This is a genomic window from Proteus sp. MB838 (assembly GCF_054767435.1).
Window position 1 is genome coordinate 148,247 of sequence record NZ_BAABMO010000004.1, and the last position, 20,013, is coordinate 168,259.

A 20,013-nucleotide genomic window follows, 5' to 3' on the forward strand; every position below is an offset into this window, starting at 1 on the left:
GAAATCACATTAATAAAGCGTTTCAGGTAAACGGAATTTTGTGAATAATCCACCGAAGAAAGGATTATTAGATTCATCAACTATAACTCGATAAGTCATATCACCACCGTCGATTGTGAAGCGAATATCGAATGAGTTAGATTTGATATTGATGAGTTTTGCATTATCAACTAATCGCATTTGTGCCCATGGCCCAGAGAAACTGATTGAACGTGGCGATTTATCACCGGAAAGAGGCACTAAAGTCAGTTTACTTTCAATATTGGAACGCATTGAGTTTGGCCATACCAAGTGTGTCACATGGCTGCGACTATGAGCGTAATCAATCAATTGTCCATCAAGATTTAAGATGCTACGACGCTTATTACCACTTAATGACAGTGGCTCAATAGCATATTGTGCTTCTAAATTACCTTGGGCATTAAAGAAGGTTTCTCTAATACGATTGGCTATTTCAATTTGTGCTAATACATCAGCGCGGATCAATGATTGGCTATCACTATCGTTAACTAAGTTATTCTCAACGAATAAACGCAGATTTTGTTGATAGAAGCTATCTAATGTTCCATTTGGTTTGAAGAAACGTTCAAATTCACTTAAAGGAACATCTTGTTTAGCTGCTGGGTTAAATGGATAGCGACCGGCAATATAAGTATTGTATTGTTTGACAACATTTTCATTCCATTCTACTTCCATATAACGAATAGCTTCTTTTTGGACCACATTCCATGCTTGCACTGATAACTCATCGACCCAGCGGTTAAGCGGCTCTGGTAATGTTTTCGCCATTTGTGATAGCTCAAAAATAGCGTCGCGATTATTATCGTTTAAGCGCATCGAAACTGCTTTAAGCGCCGCTTTCCCCGGCACTGGAGAGTTTTGGATCCCCAATAGGTAACGATGTAAGTCATTTAGTTTTTGATTCAGATTCTGTAAATTTTCCCCTTGGTTACTGACTAATATCTCAGTTTGAGGAGTAAATTCGCGATCTAAGCGGGTTAATAAACGGTAAGATGGCTCAGCCATCAGTGTTTTTTGTTCATCAAGTGGTAAATTTTCATCAATAGTTGGAATAACCGTGTTATCACGTAGAACTTGTAATGCTCGGCGTAATGGTTGTTCACCACTAATAATTTGCTCAAGAGCGGTAATTTCATCTTGTATTGAATCAAATTGACGAATTTCTAAATTGCTCATGGCATTACGCCATTGAGCCGTATAGTCACTAAGATATTGTTCACTGATTTGACGCTGAATTTCTTTACGATCACTTTCACTATATTGTGTGTTGGTGGTTAGATTAAGAACCCAAGCATCAAGTAATGTTAGCTCGACCAATTTATCATTTTGGCGGATAAAATAGTTTAATAACCCTGAGCGCGTTAAGAATTGTGGAATTTCTAATTTATCATCATCAATAGCCGTAAAGACCGTATTAAAACTTGGGCCAATTTGATGTTGTAAATTTAAAGGCGCTGAAAGCTCTTGATTAGCCTTTAAGCGTAAGGCTTGATATACACGCTGATAAAGTGACAATACACTTAACTCTGCTTGTGCATTTTTTATAGGTCCAGCAAAAGGCATAAAGGCTTTAGTGGCTGAAACAAATCCTTTTTCACGCTCTTGTTTCCAATCTGTGTGCTCAAGGGCATAGCGCAAATGGGCTTTTAGTTGCAGTTGTTTTTCACGTTGACCAGTGAACAGTTGGCTCCAATAATCAGCCATAAAATCTTCTACCATGCCATTATTACGGCCACTTTTATCTTCTAACATGCGCATAATACGCAATATCTCTAACTTATCTTCACTTCCTTTATCGGCACTGTTAAGTTCATTTAACAACCCAGACATAACCGCAGGTAAAAAGCGATCGGTGAGTAGTTGTAAATAGACTTGTTCAACTTGTGGGCCAACTTTTTGACCTTGGTAAAGACCCATATCAGAAAAGAGCACATTTTTATCACGATGATTACCATAAGCTAAGGTTGCTTCACGTAATGGATTGAGCACCGGTAATTGTAGGCTACCATCAGTATCTTTTTGAGCATTGTTCTCAATAGCACGGAATGCTTTTACCTCATTAAGAACGTTTTCTCCAGCACGATAGTTTTTGTCGTAATAGTGGCTCCAACCATTCCAAATTGCGATTAAGCCGACAAAGCTAACAGCAGTGGTGACTAATAGGCGAGTCCGATGTTTTTTAACCCAATAATGGTTTTCTGCTGCAATATTAGGCTCACTAAATAGCACTTGACTAAATAATTGGGTAGTAAAATAAGGGTGGCTATCATTAATTGGCCATGTAGTAAGAGGTGCTGTCGGTAAATGATATTGTTCGGACGCTGTTTGGCTAAACACATCATCGATTTGACCGATTTGCAATGCAGAAGTTAAATAAACCCCTCTTAAACAGATATTATGTTGCTCATTATTGATGAGCAATGCATCAATTAATGTGCATACAGAATGTTGTAACCCTTCAATTTGGCGCACGAAACTAAATAGATCACTACGCTGGTTACCTTCTGCTCTTTGTAGCATCATTTCTGGTAATGCGCTGTTCATTTGGCCTACCCATTGTGACCAAAAATGATTTAATTCCTTTTTCCAATTACTTTTTGCTTTTTGGTTGAAAGAAACACCTAATACTTCATTACGTTGTTGAACATCTAATGATTGATACATTGAGTCAAAACCACGTAATAGATCTAGCTTGGTTAAGACGATATATAAAGGCAAGCGACTATTAAATGTCATGCGTATTTCTTCAATACGCATTTGTAAATCAGCAAGTAGCTGACTATTTTGCTCCTTACTATTGGTTAATAACGATAGGGTATCGACAGTTAAGACGATGCCATTCATTGGTTGTCTTGGGCGATTAGTTTTGATCCAATTGAGTAAATCGCCCCACAAACGGTGATAAAGTTGAGGTTTATCAGCCTGATTTGCCGGTTGGGTTAATAGATCACCATTAGGGACAAAAAGTACAGCATTGTCGGTTAATAGACATTGAATATTTAATGCAATATTTTGTTCGTTAACAATATTGTCGCTAGGCGCAATATCTAATGGGTTTACCGTATTTTTTAATAAGCTATGCTTTCCACTTTGGTTAGCTCCTAAAACAAAATACCAAGGGCGTAAATAAACCGCTTTAGTATGACCATTTAAGTGACGAATAAATTGTGATTTCCAATAGTTTAAATAACGTTTTTGAAAATCAAGATCTTGTCTTACCGGATCAACTACAGCCAATTCGACATCAAGTTTTAATGCTTCCAATTTTTTAACTCGACGCCATGTTGCTAGACCAATCCAACTCACAACAAGCAATACAATAACGACGGTTGCTAACCAACGTGTGGTGACCTCGCTAAACGGTATGGAATCTTGATAACGAAATGTTGGCCCCCACCACCAGATCCAAATAATGAGCAAAGCGGGAAGTAATGCCAATAAAAATAGCAAAAAGGAGGCAATTTTAGATTTATCAGCAAAAAAGAGTTTTTTTACCGAACTCGTAATGTTTGAAATGGAGAAAACCGGTAATTTCATTATTATTGATCCCTATCCATAGTCATTGTTATTTCTGTCTTTTTGTCTATTTTTTGCATGAGTTGTCGTATTAAGTTGGGTTCCCAATCTGCAAGTGAATAATGTGAGGCAGAGGTATTAAGTTGTTGGTATAACTGTGTAGCCATATAATCCATACCTGACAATTCAAATAGTTGTGCAGACAATAATTGTCCATAAAATCTATCTCTAGGCTCTGATCTGCTAGCAAGGTTTAATTCAATAAGCTTCAGGGCTGCTTCAAGACCTTGTTGTTCATAACATTGCAAGACTTCTTGCTCTAGGATCGCAGTATTTGTATTCGATGGTGGCAATTGACCGTTTTCAGTTTGGTTATATTGCTCTAACCACTGTTGTACACTTTCAGGAAAGAAGGGAGTCATATCCGAAAAGTGCAAGTTAACAAGTTCAGGAAGACGCGCTAAAAAAATACGTAACTCTTCAATAATGCCACTTTCTACTTCCCCATAACCTAATTTAGCTGCTACTTGTGCAGCTAACATATGGCCTTCTAACCAGTAAGGAGAGAGTGAGAGACTCTGTTCAATATTGTTTAATAGCGTAATGGACGCTTGAGTCAGTTGAGCTTTGTAATCCATTACACGGTCAATTGATACGGGGGCTAAAGGCGTTTTACCTTGAGCATTAGCTTGAGGTAAGACCGTAATAGCGTGCCAAATTGCATAACGCCGTATACGATATCCTACTGAACTTTCAGGGGCTTGTTGGCAGATAACATCAGCTACTTGAAGTAATGTTTGTTTCCATTGTCTTTCATCTTGATGGTTAACGTTAATAGTTGGTGTTAAGCTATTTTTTGTCGGTGTTTCTATAGACTCGCTAACCGGCGGAGTCTGTACTTTTTCTTCTTTCTCGGCAGGTGAAGCAACAATAATCGGCGCATCGTTATTTTCAATACGATTATAATCTCTGCTTAAATCATCAATTTGTTCTGCAAGTGCCGGGCTTTGTTCATGCCAAAATTGCGCTAGAAAGGCGAACGAGCCTAGAATATCATCACGCATCGCACTGTTGGCTGCATGACAAAAACTCTCACTCGCTGTTTCAAAACGTTTCAAAACTTGATTGGCTAAACGTGATTTCAATTTCATATTGGTTGGGTAGCAACTTTGCCAATATTGACGATTAAAATCAGTTAGGATCTGTGCTGCCAATACTAATTCTTTTGGCTCTCCAGCATGCTGTAAAGTACGTAATAAATGGACTAAGATCCGAAAATCTTTAGTCTGCGTTTCAAATAGGTGTAAACAGCGACGCTGGATCTCTTTAATATCTAATTGACCATGACTAAGTGAGCCGAACTTTATCATTTCACTGTCAATATATTCCCAGTCGGCATCATTATCATTGACAGCACTACTGACTTGCTGTTCATCAAGCGCTGTCAGTAGCTGTTGTTTCCATGCATAAGAAGTATTGTTCATCATGATTTCTACCAGTGGCAAGCCGCTCTTAAAGGGATTATTTGTTGTGAAATACCTGAAATATTGAAGGTGAGTTTTTCGTTATTAGATAATTTCAATGTCAATCTTTCAGCATTTAACAAGCGTTTAATTTCATCTATGCCCGGTATACCGCGGCTTGATTCCAATACATAACCGTTTTCACGTAAAAACCATTCTGCAGTAAATTGTGTTTTATCCGTTGAAACCATCACACTGCCAGCATCTTGTTTTGTTGGCAGGATAATTTGCATCCGAGTAATGTTATCAATACAGCTCAGCATTAAGATGGGGCGAGGCGGTTGAAAGCCAATCGCTGGAATGGTCATTAATACGGGATAATCACCGGTTTCTGGTACTGAGACGAGAAAACCTGCACTGTTTCCCGTCCGTTTCATTTCATGCTCTGTTGCTTGGCGCCATGTTTTACCCATTTGAGTAACATCAGGCAGTGCATTGGAGGAAGATGTTGAAGAAAGCGCAATTTTGTCATAACAATCTAAACGAATTAGCTGAGATGATTCCAAACGGCATTGAGTTAATTCCTCAATCATTTTCTGATTAAGATTATTTTCGGCCTTTCCCGGTGAAGTGAAGAGTAAAGGGAGTAATGTGCAGAAAAAGATTTTCAATACGTTCATTTTATACTCCGTATTTCTTCAATTTATATATTAACGCTCGTTTAGAAATACTAAGCTGTTCTGCCATGGCGTTAATATCTCCTTTCAATTCTTGCTGTTTATCTAATAAAATTTCTTTTTCATAATTTTCTATAGCAACTTCTAAATCATTAACTCCTTTGATTTGTATGGTAGGAAGTGCAATAGTCGCTACAGATGCGGTTAATTTATCTAACGTTTCATTAAGCGTGGTTTCTTTTTCCCTTTGTAATTGATTGATATATTGCAAGTAAGAGATTTTTTGTTGCATATTTGATAATTCAAAAAGATGCTTTAATTGATGATTAAATAGTTCACAATAAATAGGGAAAATACCTTGCTCGATATTTTCTAGCTCTTCAGCTTGCCCTAAAAGAATAATCGTGCCACATGCTTTATGGTTAACATCATAGATAGGCAAACTATACAATCCGGTGTTCACCGGAAGCTGTGAAATAAAACCGCGCATAGCAGCATTATTAATATAACTACCTTGTTGTAAGTTTTGCCAAAATACAGGTTCACCCTTAAATAGCAGTTGAATTAAAGGGTGATCTGCATCGGTAATATCGGTATCTAAAAAATGGCTTTGCACTTGAAGCGTTAAGTCGATATTCCAACTTTCCAATTTATTTTCAGCTTTATTCATTAACGAAATAATTAACCCACTCAGTGAGCTACGAAAAAAGCTATATTTTAGAAATTGAACAGCTAGCGTCTCTACATCATGACATTCTAGTAGTGCAAGCGCATTTTTTAGTCTCGCTTTCATTGCTTAATTAACCTCCGCAATAAACTCATCATTTTCAGTCGCTAAGCGGATATGAGAGATAGCTTCATTACGTGCACTATATTGTAGAAGTAATAAAGAAAGAGGCGGCAATAACGCACCATCAATAATAGATTCCAAAATACGCGCACCATTTTCAGCACGAGAAGCTCTGCGTAAAATTTCCGTAGCAACACTCTCTTCTACATTGATTTCTGCGTTGAAACGCTGTTTTAACAGGTTAATAAGACGGGCTAATTTGCCATCAACAATTTGTCGTAAAACCTCTGCAGGCAACGGTAAATAAGGGATCACTTCCATTCGAGCAAGTAATGCCGGTTTAAAGAAAGTTGTTAATTCAGGGTAGAGTGCATCTTCTAGTTCGTCCGGTTTATCCGCGTAAGCAGTAATGACATGGTCACCTAAATTAGAGGTGAGGAAAAATGCGATATTTTTACAATCAATGACTCGTCCTTCTCCATCGGCTATCTCTCCTTTATCAAAAGCTTGATAAAATAGATTTAGCACATCAGGATGCGCTTTCTCTACTTCGTCGAGTAAAACAACTGAGTAAGGTCTTTTACGAATAGCTTCTGTTAAGATCCCTCCTTCACCATATCCCACATAACCGGGAGGTGAACCAATAAGGCGAGAAACAGTATGTTTTTCTTGAAACTCAGACATATTAATAGTCGTGAGATATTGTGTGCCACCGAACATTAATTGGGCAATTTGGATAACCGTTTCTGTTTTACCCACGCCACTAGGACCTGCTAATAAGAATGCCCCCAGCGGTCGACCCGGTCGACGTAAATCAGCCCGCGCTGTAAGTAAATGTTTGTGTAAACATTGAATGGCTAATGATTGGCCTTTGATACTCTCTTCCAAGTAGGTCGGTAACTCAGTGACAATTGATAATGCATCTTGTGATAATCGATTTAATGGTACTCCGGTCCATTCAGCAATTACCGCCGCAATTTGTTTTTTATCGACGTGAGGCGAAACCAGTAAATGCGTGTCGTGTAACTGAGCAAGTTGTTTATCTAATTGTTGTAACTGTTGCTTTAATTCTTCAGATGAGCAGGGGGGCTGTGTTGCTATTTTTTCATCATTATCTTCAGCATCTTCTGCTTCACTATAAGTTCTTATATCACTTACCACTTCATTATTTGCAACATCGTTTGCGACATCGTCATTAGTCGCTTCGGTAGCATTATTAAGTAATGTTGCTCGTAACGTAATAATTTGAGATACAAGCTCTTTTTGTTGCTCCCATGCTTGCTGTAAATCAGTTGCTTGTTGTTCAATAGCACTTGCTTGTGAGGCTAACGTTTCAAGACGCTCAGAATGATCATCTAAACCTAAATAGTGTTCTCTTTGTAATACATCCATTTCCATATTGATTTGGTGGAGTTCTGTTTTCAAAGAGGATAATGCCTTTGGTGGCGAAGATAGATTAATCGCGGCTCTTGCACAGGCTGTATCTAATACATCAATGGCTTTGTCTGGTAATTGACGTCCAGAGATATAACGTTCACTTAATTCAGCACTGGCTCGTAGTGCTTCATCATCAATAAAGACATGGTGAGATTTTTCATAGATACTACGTAAGCCACGCATAATGATAATGGCTTCTGCAGATGATGGCTCTTTGACTTGCACTAATTGGAAACGGCGCGCTAATGCGGCATCTTTTTCAAAATATTTTTTGTATTCGCTCCAAGTCGTTGCTGCGATAGTTCGTAGCTCTCCACGCGCCAAAGCCGGTTTTAATAAATTAGAAACATCTAAGCCACCTTGCTGGTTACCTGCACCAATGAGGGTGTGTGCTTCATCAATAAATAGAATGATAGGGTGAGGAGATTGAGTGACTTCTTGCATAATGCCTTTAAAGCGTTTTTCAAATTCGCCTTTGACTGCAGCACCTGCTTGTAATGCGCCTAAATCAAGAGTAAGAAGTTCACAACCTCTTAATTTATCAGGAATATCTCCGGCAATAATACGTAGTGCTAGTCCTTCAATTAACGCACTTTTACCCACACCGGGCTCTCCGACTACTACAGGATTGTTTTTACGGCGACGGCACAGAATATCAATCATTAAGTCGATTTCATTATCGCGACATAAGACCGGATCTAACTCACCATTTCGCGCTTGTTCAGTCATGTTATGAGTAAATTTCGCTAACAATGAATCAGCGGCAAGGTTACCTTTTTCTGATACTGTTTTTTCGTTAAAAGGCGATTCAGCAGAGCCTTCAGTCCATTGATCAAAATTGAGTTTTAATTGGTCGCGGTTAATCTGCGCAAGCATATCGGCAACAGGTTTCGCAAGATAACGCAAAGGCATTTGTAGTAAAGTTAAAAACAATGCACCAGAGCGAAGTTCACTGTGATTTAGCTCAGTTGACGCTAATAGCCAGCTATCTTTCATCCATTCGACTAATAAGGGTGAAAAACTAGGATAACTTTGTGTAATAACTTGATGTGGCGGAATGTCGATATCTAATAACTCTGATAACGCATTAATATCTAATGCGCTTTTTTGACTGATCATACGAATGTCAGTTAATGGCGTTTCTATCAGTTTTTGTAGAAACTGAGCAATCGTAATTTCAGGTTGCTGGTGGCTTACACAGTAAGCGGCTGCACTTTCTAAGGCATGCTTAGCTATTGGGTGTAATCGATTAACGAGAGTAGAGAGATCAATTTGGATCATAATGCGTCCTAGCCAAGTAAAGTATTAAGTTGTTCCACAATACTGAGTGTTTGATAATTCAGTCTGGATGAATAAATGCTATAAATAATCAACGCGAATACCGCTGTACCTATGAGAATATAGCGAGCCCCTAAACGCTTACCTAAACGATAACGGCTTTGTTGGTTATCACCTTTTTCAAATAGAACTATTGGTTTAGCGTTACCTCTTAGCTGTTGGATCTGTTTTTGTAAGCGTCTTAATAAATGATTAAATTCATCATTTTGTCCCGCAGAGACTTTGTAGCGCCCGCGGTATCCTAGGCATAAACAAAGGTAGATAAATTCAATCAGATCGAGGTAACGCTTGGGTTCACCTAATAATCTTTCAATTAAGACAAAGACTTTTTCACCACCCCATGATTCATTATGAAAATGAACCAGTAATGATTGTTTTACCCAACCATTATCTTGATCCCAGCCTAATCCAAGGGCGGTTTCATCAATAAAAGTACATAGCACATAACGAAATGAAACAATGGCACCTGGCTCGTAACCTTGGATCTGTAATTGTTGCTCAATAGAGGTAATATCCATGACAACTTGTTGGTACAGCTTTTCTGAAAGTGGGGTTTCAGACATCGCTTTCATGCGCAATACCATGCCTAATAAAGGTGTAGCAGCATCTATCATTGGATTGATGTTGTTTCCTCTTAGTGGCAGTTGGTAATTTTTCTTTGTAATGCGCTCTTCATCATCATGATTCAGTAAAATATCATCAGTCATAGAGTGCTCCATCTCTTATTGCCCATAACTGAATATCGAGATCGGGGAAGTTTCCTGAAACGTGGAATGCGATGTTGCCATCCTGCTGGATCCCTTTCCATTCATTGCCTTGTTGATCAAAATGGAAATAGTTATATCCCGAGTGATAAGGTAATTGTCTTGGTGCAGCCGAAAGTGGTGATAAAGGAACACCCGGTATTTGCACACTAACCAAGCTGCGAATGTTATTGATTGTTGTCACCTTAGTTTGTTGTGGGAATTGGCGACGTAGTTGCTCTTGCGGCATTTGTGATTTCACCGCAATAATAAATTCAGCTCGTTGTAGCAGTTGTTTGTCATGAATGGTTGCTACACGAATACCATGCTCTTGAACTTGTAGCGGGATTGGGATCGCTCTTGGTGTTAAGACAACACTGAGTGCTTCGCGGATACTGGCTATTAATGGAATATAACTTTCTGTTAATTTAGCATGTTGATATTTGGCAATATTTTCAGGTAAACGTGAAGTATTCGTGAATGTCTGTAGTTCACCACAAAGCTCTAATAAATCTCGAAATAGTTTTTCAGGATGGATCACCGGCTCTTGAGCATAATGCGAATAGAGTGGATAAGTGCGATTAAGCACTTGTAACATCATAAATTCTGCCACATCCGCAACACCTTGCTGACCCGGGGCACCAATGCGAGAGGCAATTTGTTTTCCTCTTTCATATAGCGTTCCTTCAAGCTCGGTGAGAAATTGGCTCAATAATGTTGAGGCACGGATATTTAATAGGCTAGGAATATAATCATTATCCAGCGTTAAATTACCATTAGCATTACGCTCTCTAATACGACAGATAGGTAAAGCAACATAGGCATCTAAACCATGTTTACCTTGTTTGAGTATTGGTGTGAGCTGTGCAACATGAATAGCACTGATATCACCATTTTCAGTATGTAAATCACGAATATTTTCGGTGCTTTCGCTGTAGCGAGAAAGTAAACGACTACCGTTATGTTCAGTGGAAATTTCACTGACATTCTCGTTCATTAAAGGAAAAGCCAGATAAATAATACTGCTGTCACTATCAGTAATATTCGTTATATCAATAGGCTGTGGTAGTAAATCTTGGTTTGGTATAGAGAAAATGGTGCCGTCTGGCATAACACCAGAAGCTTCTTTAATACCAATACGACCTAAAGCATATAAATCGTCACTCAATTTTAAGGTACTAAATCCCCAAAAGTGTGAAAAAAAGTTATTTAAAATACTCACCGTCATATAATCTTGATGACGTTGTTGTTGTTGAAAATGTTGAGGTTTGATAAATAGCCCTTCACGCCAGATCACTCTATTTTTAGTTGACATATTAATCATCCTCTTCTTGTCTAAATTCGATTTCATTTTCCCTAATGTGCACTAATAGGAAGTAGTGGCGTCCTTTACCACGCGCTTTGACTATTTTCTTCCATTCTGCTTTATCAGGATCTGAGTAATAGGCAATAATGCCAATGTAACGGTTAGATGGGTCTAACGTCATAGTAGGGAAGGGTTTATATTGGCCAGGTAAAATGGTGTAGTCTTGATGGTCAATATAATTTTTCTTTAGAACTTTCTCTAAGTCACCCTCTTTTGCATCTATCTGATCATGATCAACAGAGCCAAATACTGAATCTTCGTTAAGATAAACAACTTGGATATTTATCGGCGCAGCTTCACCTTCCTGATTAGGATTAATATAGGGCTCCGCAAGGATGGTTAATGCAACGGTAGAGGGCTGATCTTTCGGTTGCCCAACAGGAGTTGAGGGATCTAATAAGATTTTCCCCATTTTACCCGCGGCTTCAAAAGGTTTACTACATCCACTCAATATTAAAAAAGAGCTAAATAACAGTAATATTGAGAAAGTTCTAAGCTGCATATTAAGCTTCCTCTATTCCTTTTCTCAGCGCTCTGTCATAAGCGTGGCTGTATACTTCATAGAATAATTTTTCAAAACCCTGTTGCCGAGATGAAGAGAGTTCTTTGTAATAGTTGTTGTACATTTCCCAAGCCCAGCCATCATTCATTGGTGTGTTATCTGAAGCTCGTCGATACTGAGAAAAGCGGTTTAATAAATGTTCAGGAGAGAATGCTGCCAACATGGTTGATAGTGCGGTTGAAATAGCTTCTTGATTCGCTTGATAATGCAATTGGATGTTGTGCAAGCTTTCTGTTACTGCCGCAGGTGCTGAAAGATGTACAGGGCTACGTTCATCGGTAAACATCAACTTCATTGTCTCTTCATAGCTACTATTAAGACGTAGAGGATTATCTTCAATTGGGCGTAATTGCTTATCTTGTAAGCTTTCTTGTTGTTGTTGCAAAATCAGTAAACCTTCAATAGCCGCTTTGACGGTTTTACCCAGTTCAACAAGAAAATCATTAGCATGCTGTGTATTTGTTAAATTAAGGTGGATACCTAATCCCTTCATCAGAGGGTTAACCGCCACATGATCGACATCGGTCATATGTTCGTTTTCATTAGGTGTGATTTTAGGTAAATCAATAAATTCTTGGACCATAGTATTCTCTTGATTATCTGATGTCGGAAAGGCAGATGAATACGAGTGGGGGTCACTCAATAAAGGATCGTCTGAAGTAGCTTGTGTGTTTTTAGAAATTAAGCTTAGATTTTCGTTTTCTAAAGCCTGTAGTGGATCTGTTGTTAATGCACCCTGAACGGTTGGTACAAACGGAGGCTCTTTCCGCTCATTTTTGACTGTTGTATCAACATCAAATAATGAATCTAGCGGATCATGATCTTTTGCGATAATAGACTGAGGCGTCATCGCCATCATATTTTGTACCGGCTCTCCGGTAAGACTAATATTGGTGGCAATAACTAATTTACCCACTTTTATCTGATCACCTTGGGTCAGTCTAACGGCATCAAGATGCAATGGAATAATCGCATTATTAATGTAAACAGGACCTGAATTTACTTTTAAGCAAAAGTGTTGATCTTTCCAAAACACCGTACATTGCCGATCGGCAATAGCACCTTCATTATCTTGGATTTTCCAGTCACATTGATTGCCACTACCAATCTGTCCGCCACTTTGAGTTAAAGTCGCATTTGGCAGATAACCACTTTCTAGCTGTTCACTATTTTTGATGCTAAAAGAAATTGTTGGCTGATATTTATCCATCTCTTTATTCCAATACCGTAATGGTGACATCCGGTTTCTTTGCGGGTTGACCTAAAAAGCTTTGCCAGCCTAATTGGTTGTGTTGTTGGTGACCCAAACGGAACCCTTCGGCTTGCTTTTCAGCAATGCTAAGACGTAAATCCCAAGCTAATTGCTCATGAAAAATGTAAGAAACAAAGGCAACTAATGGTGCGAAATCACTGCCGTTAGGTAAAAAACGCATATAGCGTTCTAAACTTAATTCACTGATTTCGATGGTGCATTTTCCATTGCAGTCATATATGTGTGAGCCCAGACTAAAATTTTCCCCTAATAACATTCGTGGGCGAGATTTTTGTCCGGATTGATGAGAAATCGTACCTAACTTGTTTTGTTGTGATTCAGGAATAGGAACACGGCGTGTCTCCCAACCAATTACTTTTACATTTTCTAAGTCGAAACAGTGAGATATAAGACTACTAATCACATCAGAAGAGCGACTTGGACTCGCCAAAAGACCAGCATAAGCGAGCATTTTGCTATGGTTGATTTTGATCCGACCGCGATTAGCTCCATTGCCTAATCCAACGAGAGAAAACATATATTGTGAAAATGAATCCTGACCTTCATTTTCAAAGCAAATGTAGTAACGATATTTGCGCCAGATCCGATAAAGTAACGCTATCAGACGATGATTGAAGATATCGAGAAAAGCGGAGATACCTTCTATCTGTTGTGCATCTTCCCAAGCAAACTCATCCAGATAATAGCCTGGTAGGGGGGACTGACTTCCTTGTAAGCCTAAAAAAGCGACTTCTAATTCATATTGTTCGACATTATTTTTTTCAATGGAAATGACATCTCGCGTCGGAAATGCAATATTTGAATAAGATTTAAAGCGAAGAATACCGCTGTCATCCTCCATCGAGTTGACATCTTGATGAATTATTTTATTTAACAATTCAACGAGTTGATAAAAATTATACTCTGTTACCGATGAGCCAGCTTGTTCCAGCCAACGATCGATTACTTCAGTATGTGCTGGTTGATTTGTGCTGGCCATCGATAAACTTCCTTATTATCAAGGTTAATAACTTCCAACTCATGAAACATATTAATGCTGGTATATAAGGTGAAAAATTGAGCGATAACGGTACAAAATAGGAATAAACTTCCTTCCGAAAGAAACGCATTTTGATGAACAACTAAAGTTGTCTTCAGACCACGAACAGGAAGCCCTTTGTAGATATGCTCAATATGCTCTGAATGTAAATCAACTAATGCATCTAGGCGTTTTTGTGATTGCCTTGCAACCTGTGTGTTATAAACAGACGGTAAATCATAGAGTTGTAATATTTTTTTTAATGAATCAAGATTGAGCAAAGACTGATAATTTAAAGATAAATTAGTTAATTCAGACCAATATAATGTTTTATCTAATAATGGATATAAAGGCAGTGTTGGTGCGAATAAATTCTTAGCAGATAAAGCCCCATAAGGCATTGATGCACTATCTAAATCGATAGAACGCGTCGATAACTGGGAAGCGATATAGCGGTTAGTACAGTTGAGTGCAACAGAAACGGTTTCTTCACACTGTTGTAACTGAGGCTCTTGCTGACGAACAAAAGAAAGTCGATGGGAATAGCCGTATAACTGCTCATTTTGACTTATCTTTAAACGGTAATAGCCATGATTTTGAGTCTGATGGTTTTGATGATAAAAACTTTCAAATGCTGTATAGGTGATCGGATAAGGTTTAGCATCATTAGGATAACGTAACCCTCTAACCTCATTAATCGAAAAAATATCAAAACATTCAGTAAGTTGGTAATTAGGACTTAAAACATACTCCTCATTTTTCCCCGTCAAATTTATTGCTTCACTATCAATAGGAAATAAATTCACAATAGGGGTGCAATTAAGTTTAATACTGTCGTCGTAAAGAATAACGCCATCAGGAATTTCTAGATCAAAATTGATCACCAGTTTGAATTGCTCTGCTTCGATAGCCAAAGGAATGTCATCCAAACCATGAATATCTAGAAAGAGAAAGGCTTCAGGAAAACAGAAAAACTCTTGCAGTATACGATAGCCATCATAGCTATTTTTCGGGTATGGAAGTAAGGCATCCTGCTTTTGAAAACCAACAGGCGTAACTGAAAAGTGAGTAAGAGGTAGCGTATGTACATCTGTGACTAAAGAGGCACTCTGCACATGCTGGCTTAATAAAAAATAGAGCTGATTTGTAGTAAATGGCGCACCATTTAAGTAAAAACACAATTTATCTAAGCCAATATTGGCAAGTGGCTGTTTTGTTGCTAACTCAAATGTTATTTCAATGGCGGTTGTTTGCTGCAAAATGTTACTGATTTTTGTCGGCATTAACCAGAGGTCGCGACTTTGACTAAATCGACATTGAAATAACGTCTCGTGGTTTGTTTCCTCACTTTGCACATAAAGTGGAGTGGCACTAAAAGGTTGTCCTGCTGAAATTTTTGTTGCGTGTTGGCACTGAGCATAATTAGGATGATATTCAACAATCGTCATGCTTGGCACAGGGCGCGCGTAGTTTGGCCAAAGCATATTGGCTAAACTGTTAGTTAACTCAGGAAATTGTCTATCTATTTGCTGGCGTAAATTACCCGATAAATAAGATAGCCCATCCATAATCCGCGAAGTATCAGGATCTTTAACATTGTGCGAAAGCAAATTAACAAGTTGCGGTTTTTCTTTGGCAACTTGCTCAGTCAGCTCATTTAAGTATTCTGATTCATTGGTAAAGTAGGATTTTGATGACATATTAATGCTATTTAAGCTGATATCTACGGTTATTATCTAAATACACATTAAATTCAATAAGTTGCTGCTTATTTTCTAAATCAATAAAAGCATTAATATTAAATTGTAAAGATAAACTATCTGCATCTTCTTCAAGAAATTTCACTACAACTTTGCTGATCCGTGGTTCATACGCAATAATGCAACTACTAATGCTATCTTCTAGGTGAGATTTAAAATCAACCGTAGATTGAGTCGCATCATTTAAATCAGGGATCCCTAAGGGTGGCGTTCCTTGGCAACCATCAGGTCTAGCATTTAAGATGTAATTTAAATTCTGTTTTATTGATTCAATGAGTGTATTTGTTCGCGAACGATGGGAAAAACCTAAGTTTTTCCCTCGGATCCGTTCAAATAAGCTGGCGCCAGCATTAGCCTGCCAGCCATAATTGGATGCCATCACCGTTACTCTTTATCAAGACGACCAACAAGTGATAATTCAAAGTTTGCACCCATATATTTAAAATGTGGGCGAACTTGAATAGCGACTTGGTACCAACCTGGATCGCCATCAACATCAAGTACTTTGATTTCAGCTGAACGCAATGGACGTTTACTACGAACATCTGCTGGTGGGTTTTCTTGATCTGCGACATATTGCTTAAGCCAAATATTGAGTTCACGCTCCAGATCTTGACGCTCTTTCCGTGAGCCAATCTGTTCACGTTGCAATACTTTTATATAATGAGCTAAGCGATTGATAATAAACATGTATGGCAATTGAGTTCCTAACTTATAGTTAGTCTCTGCCAATTTGCCTTCAGGAGTATTTGGGAAGACTTTTGGTTTTTGAACCGAGTTTGCTGAGAAGAATGCAGCATTATCACTGCCTTTACGCATGGTCAGCGTGATAAAGCCTTCTTCTGCTAGTTCAAATTCTCTACGATCGGTAACTAAAACTTCAGTTGGGATCTTAGTTTGTAATTCACCCATCGCTTCAAAAATATGCACAGGAAGATCATTAACTGTACCGCCACTTTGTGGGCCAATAATGTTTGGACACCAACGATATTTTGCAAAACTATCATTAATACAGCTTGCTAATAAGAATGCGGTATTACCCCATAAATAGTGCTCATGGTCTTGTTTAACATTTTCTGAATAGTTAAACATTTTTACAGGGTTTTCTGTTGGAGAGTATGGCAAACGTAATAAGAAACGCGGTGCTGTTAATCCTAAATAACGGGAATCTTCTGCTTCACGCAGTGAGCGCCATTTAGTGTGTGCAGGGCCTTCAAAAACAGATTTTAGATCTTTAATTGCCGGCAGTTCAGCGTAGCTATTAATACCAAAGAAATTAGGTGAAACAGATGATAGGAATGGCGCGTGTGCCATTGCACCAACAGTACTAACATACTGCATTAACTTCATATCTGGCGCAGTATTGTTAAAGGCGTAGTTACCAATAACTGTTGCAACAGGTTCACCACCAAATTGGCCGTATCCTGAAGAGTAGACGTGTTGATAGAAGCCTGATTGAACAATTTCTGGAGAAAATTCAAAATCTTCTAATAACTCTTCTTTAGTTGCATGAAGAATATTGATCTTAATATTTTCTCTAAAATCAGTGCGATCAACGAGTAATTTTAAAGAACGCCACGAAGCTTCAATTTCTTGAAATTTAGGCGCGTGAAGAATTTCGTCAACTTGAGTACTTAGTTTATTATCAAGTTCAACAAGCATTTTATCGATTAATAATCGATTGATCTGTTGGTCTTCAGATTCACTGGCGAAAATATTACTAATAAAAGCAGCAACACCTTGTTTGGCAATATCGTATGCTTCTGTTTCTGGAGACATACGTGATTGAGCCATAATTTCATCAAGCAAAGAGCCTGTAGATGCGGGGGCTTGTTGCTCTTGAGCTTCTGCATTTAGTGACATGAAATAATCCTCTATAAACATTATTTTTGATTAGCAGCAATATCGAGCTCTTTTAGAAGCTGTTCGCGAGTTTCTTGATTTTCAAGTAGTTCTTGAAGACGCTTTCTAAAAGCTGGGACATTGCCTAGAGGACCTTTTAATGCAACTAAAGCTTCACGCAATTCGAGAAGTTTATTTAATTCGGGCACTTGGCGAGCGATACTATCAGGAGAGAAATCCTGTAAAGATTTCACATCAAGGTTAACATTAAGCTCTGAATCACTGCTTTCTTCTAAGGTATTGCGAACATTAATATTTAAATTAATGCCAGCACTTTCCATAACAGAATTGAAGTTGTTTTGATTGACTGAAATCGCTTTGCGATCTTCAATGGGGGTCTCTTCCGTTTTACCTTTCATATCCCCAGCAATCAACATATTCAATGGAAGTTCGACTTCAGCCTGAGCTCCGCCAGTATTTGGCGTATATTTAATATTAATCCTTTCTTTAGGGGCAACACTACCGAGATTTTTCTTACTCATTTAAGTTAAGCTCCTTGTATGAGTATGCAATAACTTCTTAATTCCATAAATAAAATGCCTAAATTAAAAATTAATAATAAATTTAGAGCATGCACTTCCCTACACAGAACAAAACAGGCTCTGCGTTAAGAATTCTTTTCCCAGTAAGGTGTTTAAATATGTTTAATATTGTACAAAGTTTATTTTTTAGTTTTGGTCATGATATACAAAATTAACTTAGGGTCAATAGGTAATTTATTATATGAGTTCTTATTTTTATATTAAATAAGCTGAGAGCAGTATCAATAGGGCATCTTATCGGGATAAGAAATAAGTTTGACTATAATTATGAAAGCTAACTTATTCGGTGGTTACTCTAATAATGAGTATCTAAATGATATAGCTAATTGCAATATTAATTAAACTCAATTTAATAAATATAGAATATATTAATTTATAAAATTCTGTGAGCTAAGTTCATATTTTACAATTAGTAATATAATTTCATCTTTTTCTAGCATAATTACTTATTTTATCTATTTTGCTTGAAAGGTTATTTCAATTTTAGGATAAGTTAGCTTTTACTCATTATATTTGTAGCACGATGATGGATACATATTAAATAAGCCTTTTAGGATATTGGCGATACTTTTATATTTTGCTTTATTTTCAATGTGTTATAGTGCTTTTAGTTAAGGCGTTAATCTTGATTTAGGAGTAATAAAGAGGTTTTTTTTGGGATATCAATTTATTCATAGGAACATAACGTGTTAGAAAATCAGAGGGAATAATAGGTTTTAAAGCCCTTTGTGACGCTACATATTGATATATTAAAAATAACATATATATAACGAGTATATGATAAAAAATAAAAACGTAATGAAACTATTTAGGTGTGAATTAGTTTTTTATGGCAACAGAATTGCAAATATAATACAGCTATATTTGGTTTAACTTAAGGGTATGATCTGAGAAATATTCTGCTTTAATAAATGGATTTTTAATTTTTTAGTACGATGTATCTCTTATAGTGAGTAAGAAGATGGTGCTATAAGCCAAAAAAGACTAACCATAAATAGCTAAATAACTATAGAGATATCTTTATTGTTATCAAATAAGAGGATTACCTATTTCAATCAAGGATAAATACTAATATGGCTCAAATAGATCTTTACCCTAATATGATATGAAAAATCTTCTCTCAATATTGCTACTGTAATGAGCATCGCTTCTTAATTTATACTGGAATAACAGCATATCTTTATCATCAATAAGTAAAGACCAAGATAGTTAAACTAAAACTTTTGTGTCTTCCTATCCTTATTTTCTACTTGTTCATTGTATAGTTTTATAATTAGCCTCCATAAAATGAGTATTGGTACGTAAAAATAAGACTGAAATATACGCATATTGAGTGTGTTAAATAAAAATAGTGGCTTAATTAGCATGATATTTTAATTAAATTGAGCTTAACAGCTAAATATATTGACCAATTTGGACTGCTCATGGAAAAAGGACAGTATAATTCAATGTGATTAATTTTTAATACTTTAAAATCAATGGATTATATGCGCTATTTTTGATTTAACATTTCTGTTACAAAATATATTTTTATGTACATAGTGTTTCTTGGGTTGCGAGCAATTTGTCTATTTATTCATCATATTTTATGCTGATAAACACTTT

The 20,013-nt window shown here is 37.3% G+C and carries 14 protein-coding genes; all 14 read right to left on the bottom strand.

Going from position 1 to position 20,013, the window contains the following annotated elements:
• Window positions 1-9 precede the first annotated feature (9 nt).
• The 14 genes from tssM to tssB are packed head-to-tail and all read right to left on the bottom strand — an operon-like array spanning window position 10 to window position 18,348.
• Entirely contained in the window at window positions 10-3,558 is a 3,549-nt protein-coding gene (gene tssM / locus ACYUCW_RS03180; protein WP_004244610.1) for a type VI secretion system membrane subunit TssM, read from the bottom strand.
• Window positions 3,559-3,560: 2 nt separating this feature from the next.
• Window positions 3,561-5,024 carry a type VI secretion system protein TssA gene (gene tssA / locus ACYUCW_RS03185; protein ID WP_004244611.1) on the bottom strand — a complete coding sequence of 488 codons (1,464 nt, stop codon included), beginning with the start codon at window positions 5,022-5,024 and terminating at the stop codon, window positions 3,561-3,563.
• Between the two features lie 5 nt (window positions 5,025-5,029).
• A complete protein-coding gene (gene vasI / locus ACYUCW_RS03190) occupies window positions 5,030-5,680 on the bottom strand; it encodes a type VI secretion system-associated protein VasI (RefSeq protein WP_004244612.1) in 651 nt (216 codons plus the stop codon).
• A gap of 1 nt (window position 5,681) precedes the next feature.
• Window positions 5,682-6,470, bottom strand: coding sequence for a helix-turn-helix domain-containing protein (locus tag ACYUCW_RS03195; RefSeq protein ID WP_004244614.1), 789 nt, complete (start codon window positions 6,468-6,470; stop codon window positions 5,682-5,684).
• 3 nt (window positions 6,471-6,473) lie between these two features.
• On the bottom strand, window positions 6,474-9,185 hold the full coding sequence (gene tssH, locus ACYUCW_RS03200; RefSeq protein WP_049203599.1) for a type VI secretion system ATPase TssH: 2,712 nt from the start codon (window positions 9,183-9,185) through the stop codon (window positions 6,474-6,476).
• A gap of 8 nt (window positions 9,186-9,193) precedes the next feature.
• Window positions 9,194-9,949 (bottom strand): type IVB secretion system protein IcmH/DotU, encoded by a 756-nt coding sequence (icmH, locus tag ACYUCW_RS03205; RefSeq protein WP_004244617.1) that lies wholly within the window; start codon window positions 9,947-9,949, stop codon window positions 9,194-9,196.
• Window positions 9,942-11,300, bottom strand: a complete 1,359-nt coding sequence (gene tssK, locus ACYUCW_RS03210; RefSeq protein WP_004247647.1) for a type VI secretion system baseplate subunit TssK — start codon at window positions 11,298-11,300, stop codon at window positions 9,942-9,944. Before tssK ends, icmH begins: the two co-directional genes overlap by 8 nt.
• Window position 11,301: 1 nt before the next feature.
• Window positions 11,302-11,853 carry a type VI secretion system lipoprotein TssJ gene (tssJ, locus tag ACYUCW_RS03215; RefSeq protein ID WP_004244619.1) on the bottom strand — a complete coding sequence of 184 codons (552 nt, stop codon included), beginning with the start codon at window positions 11,851-11,853 and terminating at the stop codon, window positions 11,302-11,304.
• 1 nt (window position 11,854) lies between these two features.
• Window positions 11,855-13,123, bottom strand: a complete 1,269-nt coding sequence (gene tagH / locus ACYUCW_RS03220) for a type VI secretion system-associated FHA domain protein TagH (protein ID WP_460408203.1) — start codon at window positions 13,121-13,123, stop codon at window positions 11,855-11,857.
• A gap of 4 nt (window positions 13,124-13,127) precedes the next feature.
• On the bottom strand, window positions 13,128-14,165 hold the full coding sequence (gene tssG / locus ACYUCW_RS03225) for a type VI secretion system baseplate subunit TssG (RefSeq protein WP_004244621.1): 1,038 nt from the start codon (window positions 14,163-14,165) through the stop codon (window positions 13,128-13,130).
• On the bottom strand, window positions 14,129-15,904 hold the full coding sequence (gene tssF / locus ACYUCW_RS03230) for a type VI secretion system baseplate subunit TssF (RefSeq protein WP_161742120.1): 1,776 nt from the start codon (window positions 15,902-15,904) through the stop codon (window positions 14,129-14,131). Before tssF ends, tssG begins: the two co-directional genes overlap by 37 nt.
• A 7-nt stretch (window positions 15,905-15,911) precedes the next feature.
• Window positions 15,912-16,343, bottom strand: a complete 432-nt coding sequence (tssE, locus tag ACYUCW_RS03235) for a type VI secretion system baseplate subunit TssE (protein ID WP_004244624.1) — start codon at window positions 16,341-16,343, stop codon at window positions 15,912-15,914.
• Between the two features lie 5 nt (window positions 16,344-16,348).
• The gene (gene tssC / locus ACYUCW_RS03240) at window positions 16,349-17,827 is read right to left on the bottom strand and encodes a type VI secretion system contractile sheath large subunit (protein WP_460408201.1); all 1,479 of its coding nucleotides are present in this window, start codon (window positions 17,825-17,827) and stop codon (window positions 16,349-16,351) included.
• Between the two features lie 20 nt (window positions 17,828-17,847).
• Entirely contained in the window at window positions 17,848-18,348 is a 501-nt protein-coding gene (gene tssB, locus ACYUCW_RS03245; RefSeq protein ID WP_460408202.1) for a type VI secretion system contractile sheath small subunit, read from the bottom strand.
• Window positions 18,349-20,013: the final 1,665 nt, after the last annotated feature.

Bases quoted from the DNA above. Each gene is read 5' to 3' on its own strand.
- tssM (WP_004244610.1), bottom strand. From the start codon at position 3,558: ATGAAATTACCGGTTTTCTCCATTTCAAACATTACGAGTTCGGTAAAA.
- tssA (WP_004244611.1), bottom strand. From the start codon at position 5,024: ATGATGAACAATACTTCTTATGCATGGAAACAACAGCTACTGACAGCG.
- vasI (WP_004244612.1), bottom strand. From the start codon at position 5,680: ATGAACGTATTGAAAATCTTTTTCTGCACATTACTCCCTTTACTCTTC.
- ACYUCW_RS03195 (WP_004244614.1), bottom strand. From the start codon at position 6,470: ATGAAAGCGAGACTAAAAAATGCGCTTGCACTACTAGAATGTCATGAT.
- tssH (WP_049203599.1), bottom strand. From the start codon at position 9,185: ATGATCCAAATTGATCTCTCTACTCTCGTTAATCGATTACACCCAATA.
- icmH (WP_004244617.1), bottom strand. From the start codon at position 9,949: ATGACTGATGATATTTTACTGAATCATGATGATGAAGAGCGCATTACA.
- tssK (WP_004247647.1), bottom strand. From the start codon at position 11,300: ATGTCAACTAAAAATAGAGTGATCTGGCGTGAAGGGCTATTTATCAAA.
- tssJ (WP_004244619.1), bottom strand. From the start codon at position 11,853: ATGCAGCTTAGAACTTTCTCAATATTACTGTTATTTAGCTCTTTTTTA.
- tagH (WP_460408203.1), bottom strand. From the start codon at position 13,123: ATGGATAAATATCAGCCAACAATTTCTTTTAGCATCAAAAATAGTGAA.
- tssG (WP_004244621.1), bottom strand. From the start codon at position 14,165: ATGGCCAGCACAAATCAACCAGCACATACTGAAGTAATCGATCGTTGG.
- tssF (WP_161742120.1), bottom strand. From the start codon at position 15,904: ATGTCATCAAAATCCTACTTTACCAATGAATCAGAATACTTAAATGAG.
- tssE (WP_004244624.1), bottom strand. From the start codon at position 16,343: ATGGCATCCAATTATGGCTGGCAGGCTAATGCTGGCGCCAGCTTATTT.
- tssC (WP_460408201.1), bottom strand. From the start codon at position 17,827: ATGTCACTAAATGCAGAAGCTCAAGAGCAACAAGCCCCCGCATCTACA.
- tssB (WP_460408202.1), bottom strand. From the start codon at position 18,348: ATGAGTAAGAAAAATCTCGGTAGTGTTGCCCCTAAAGAAAGGATTAAT.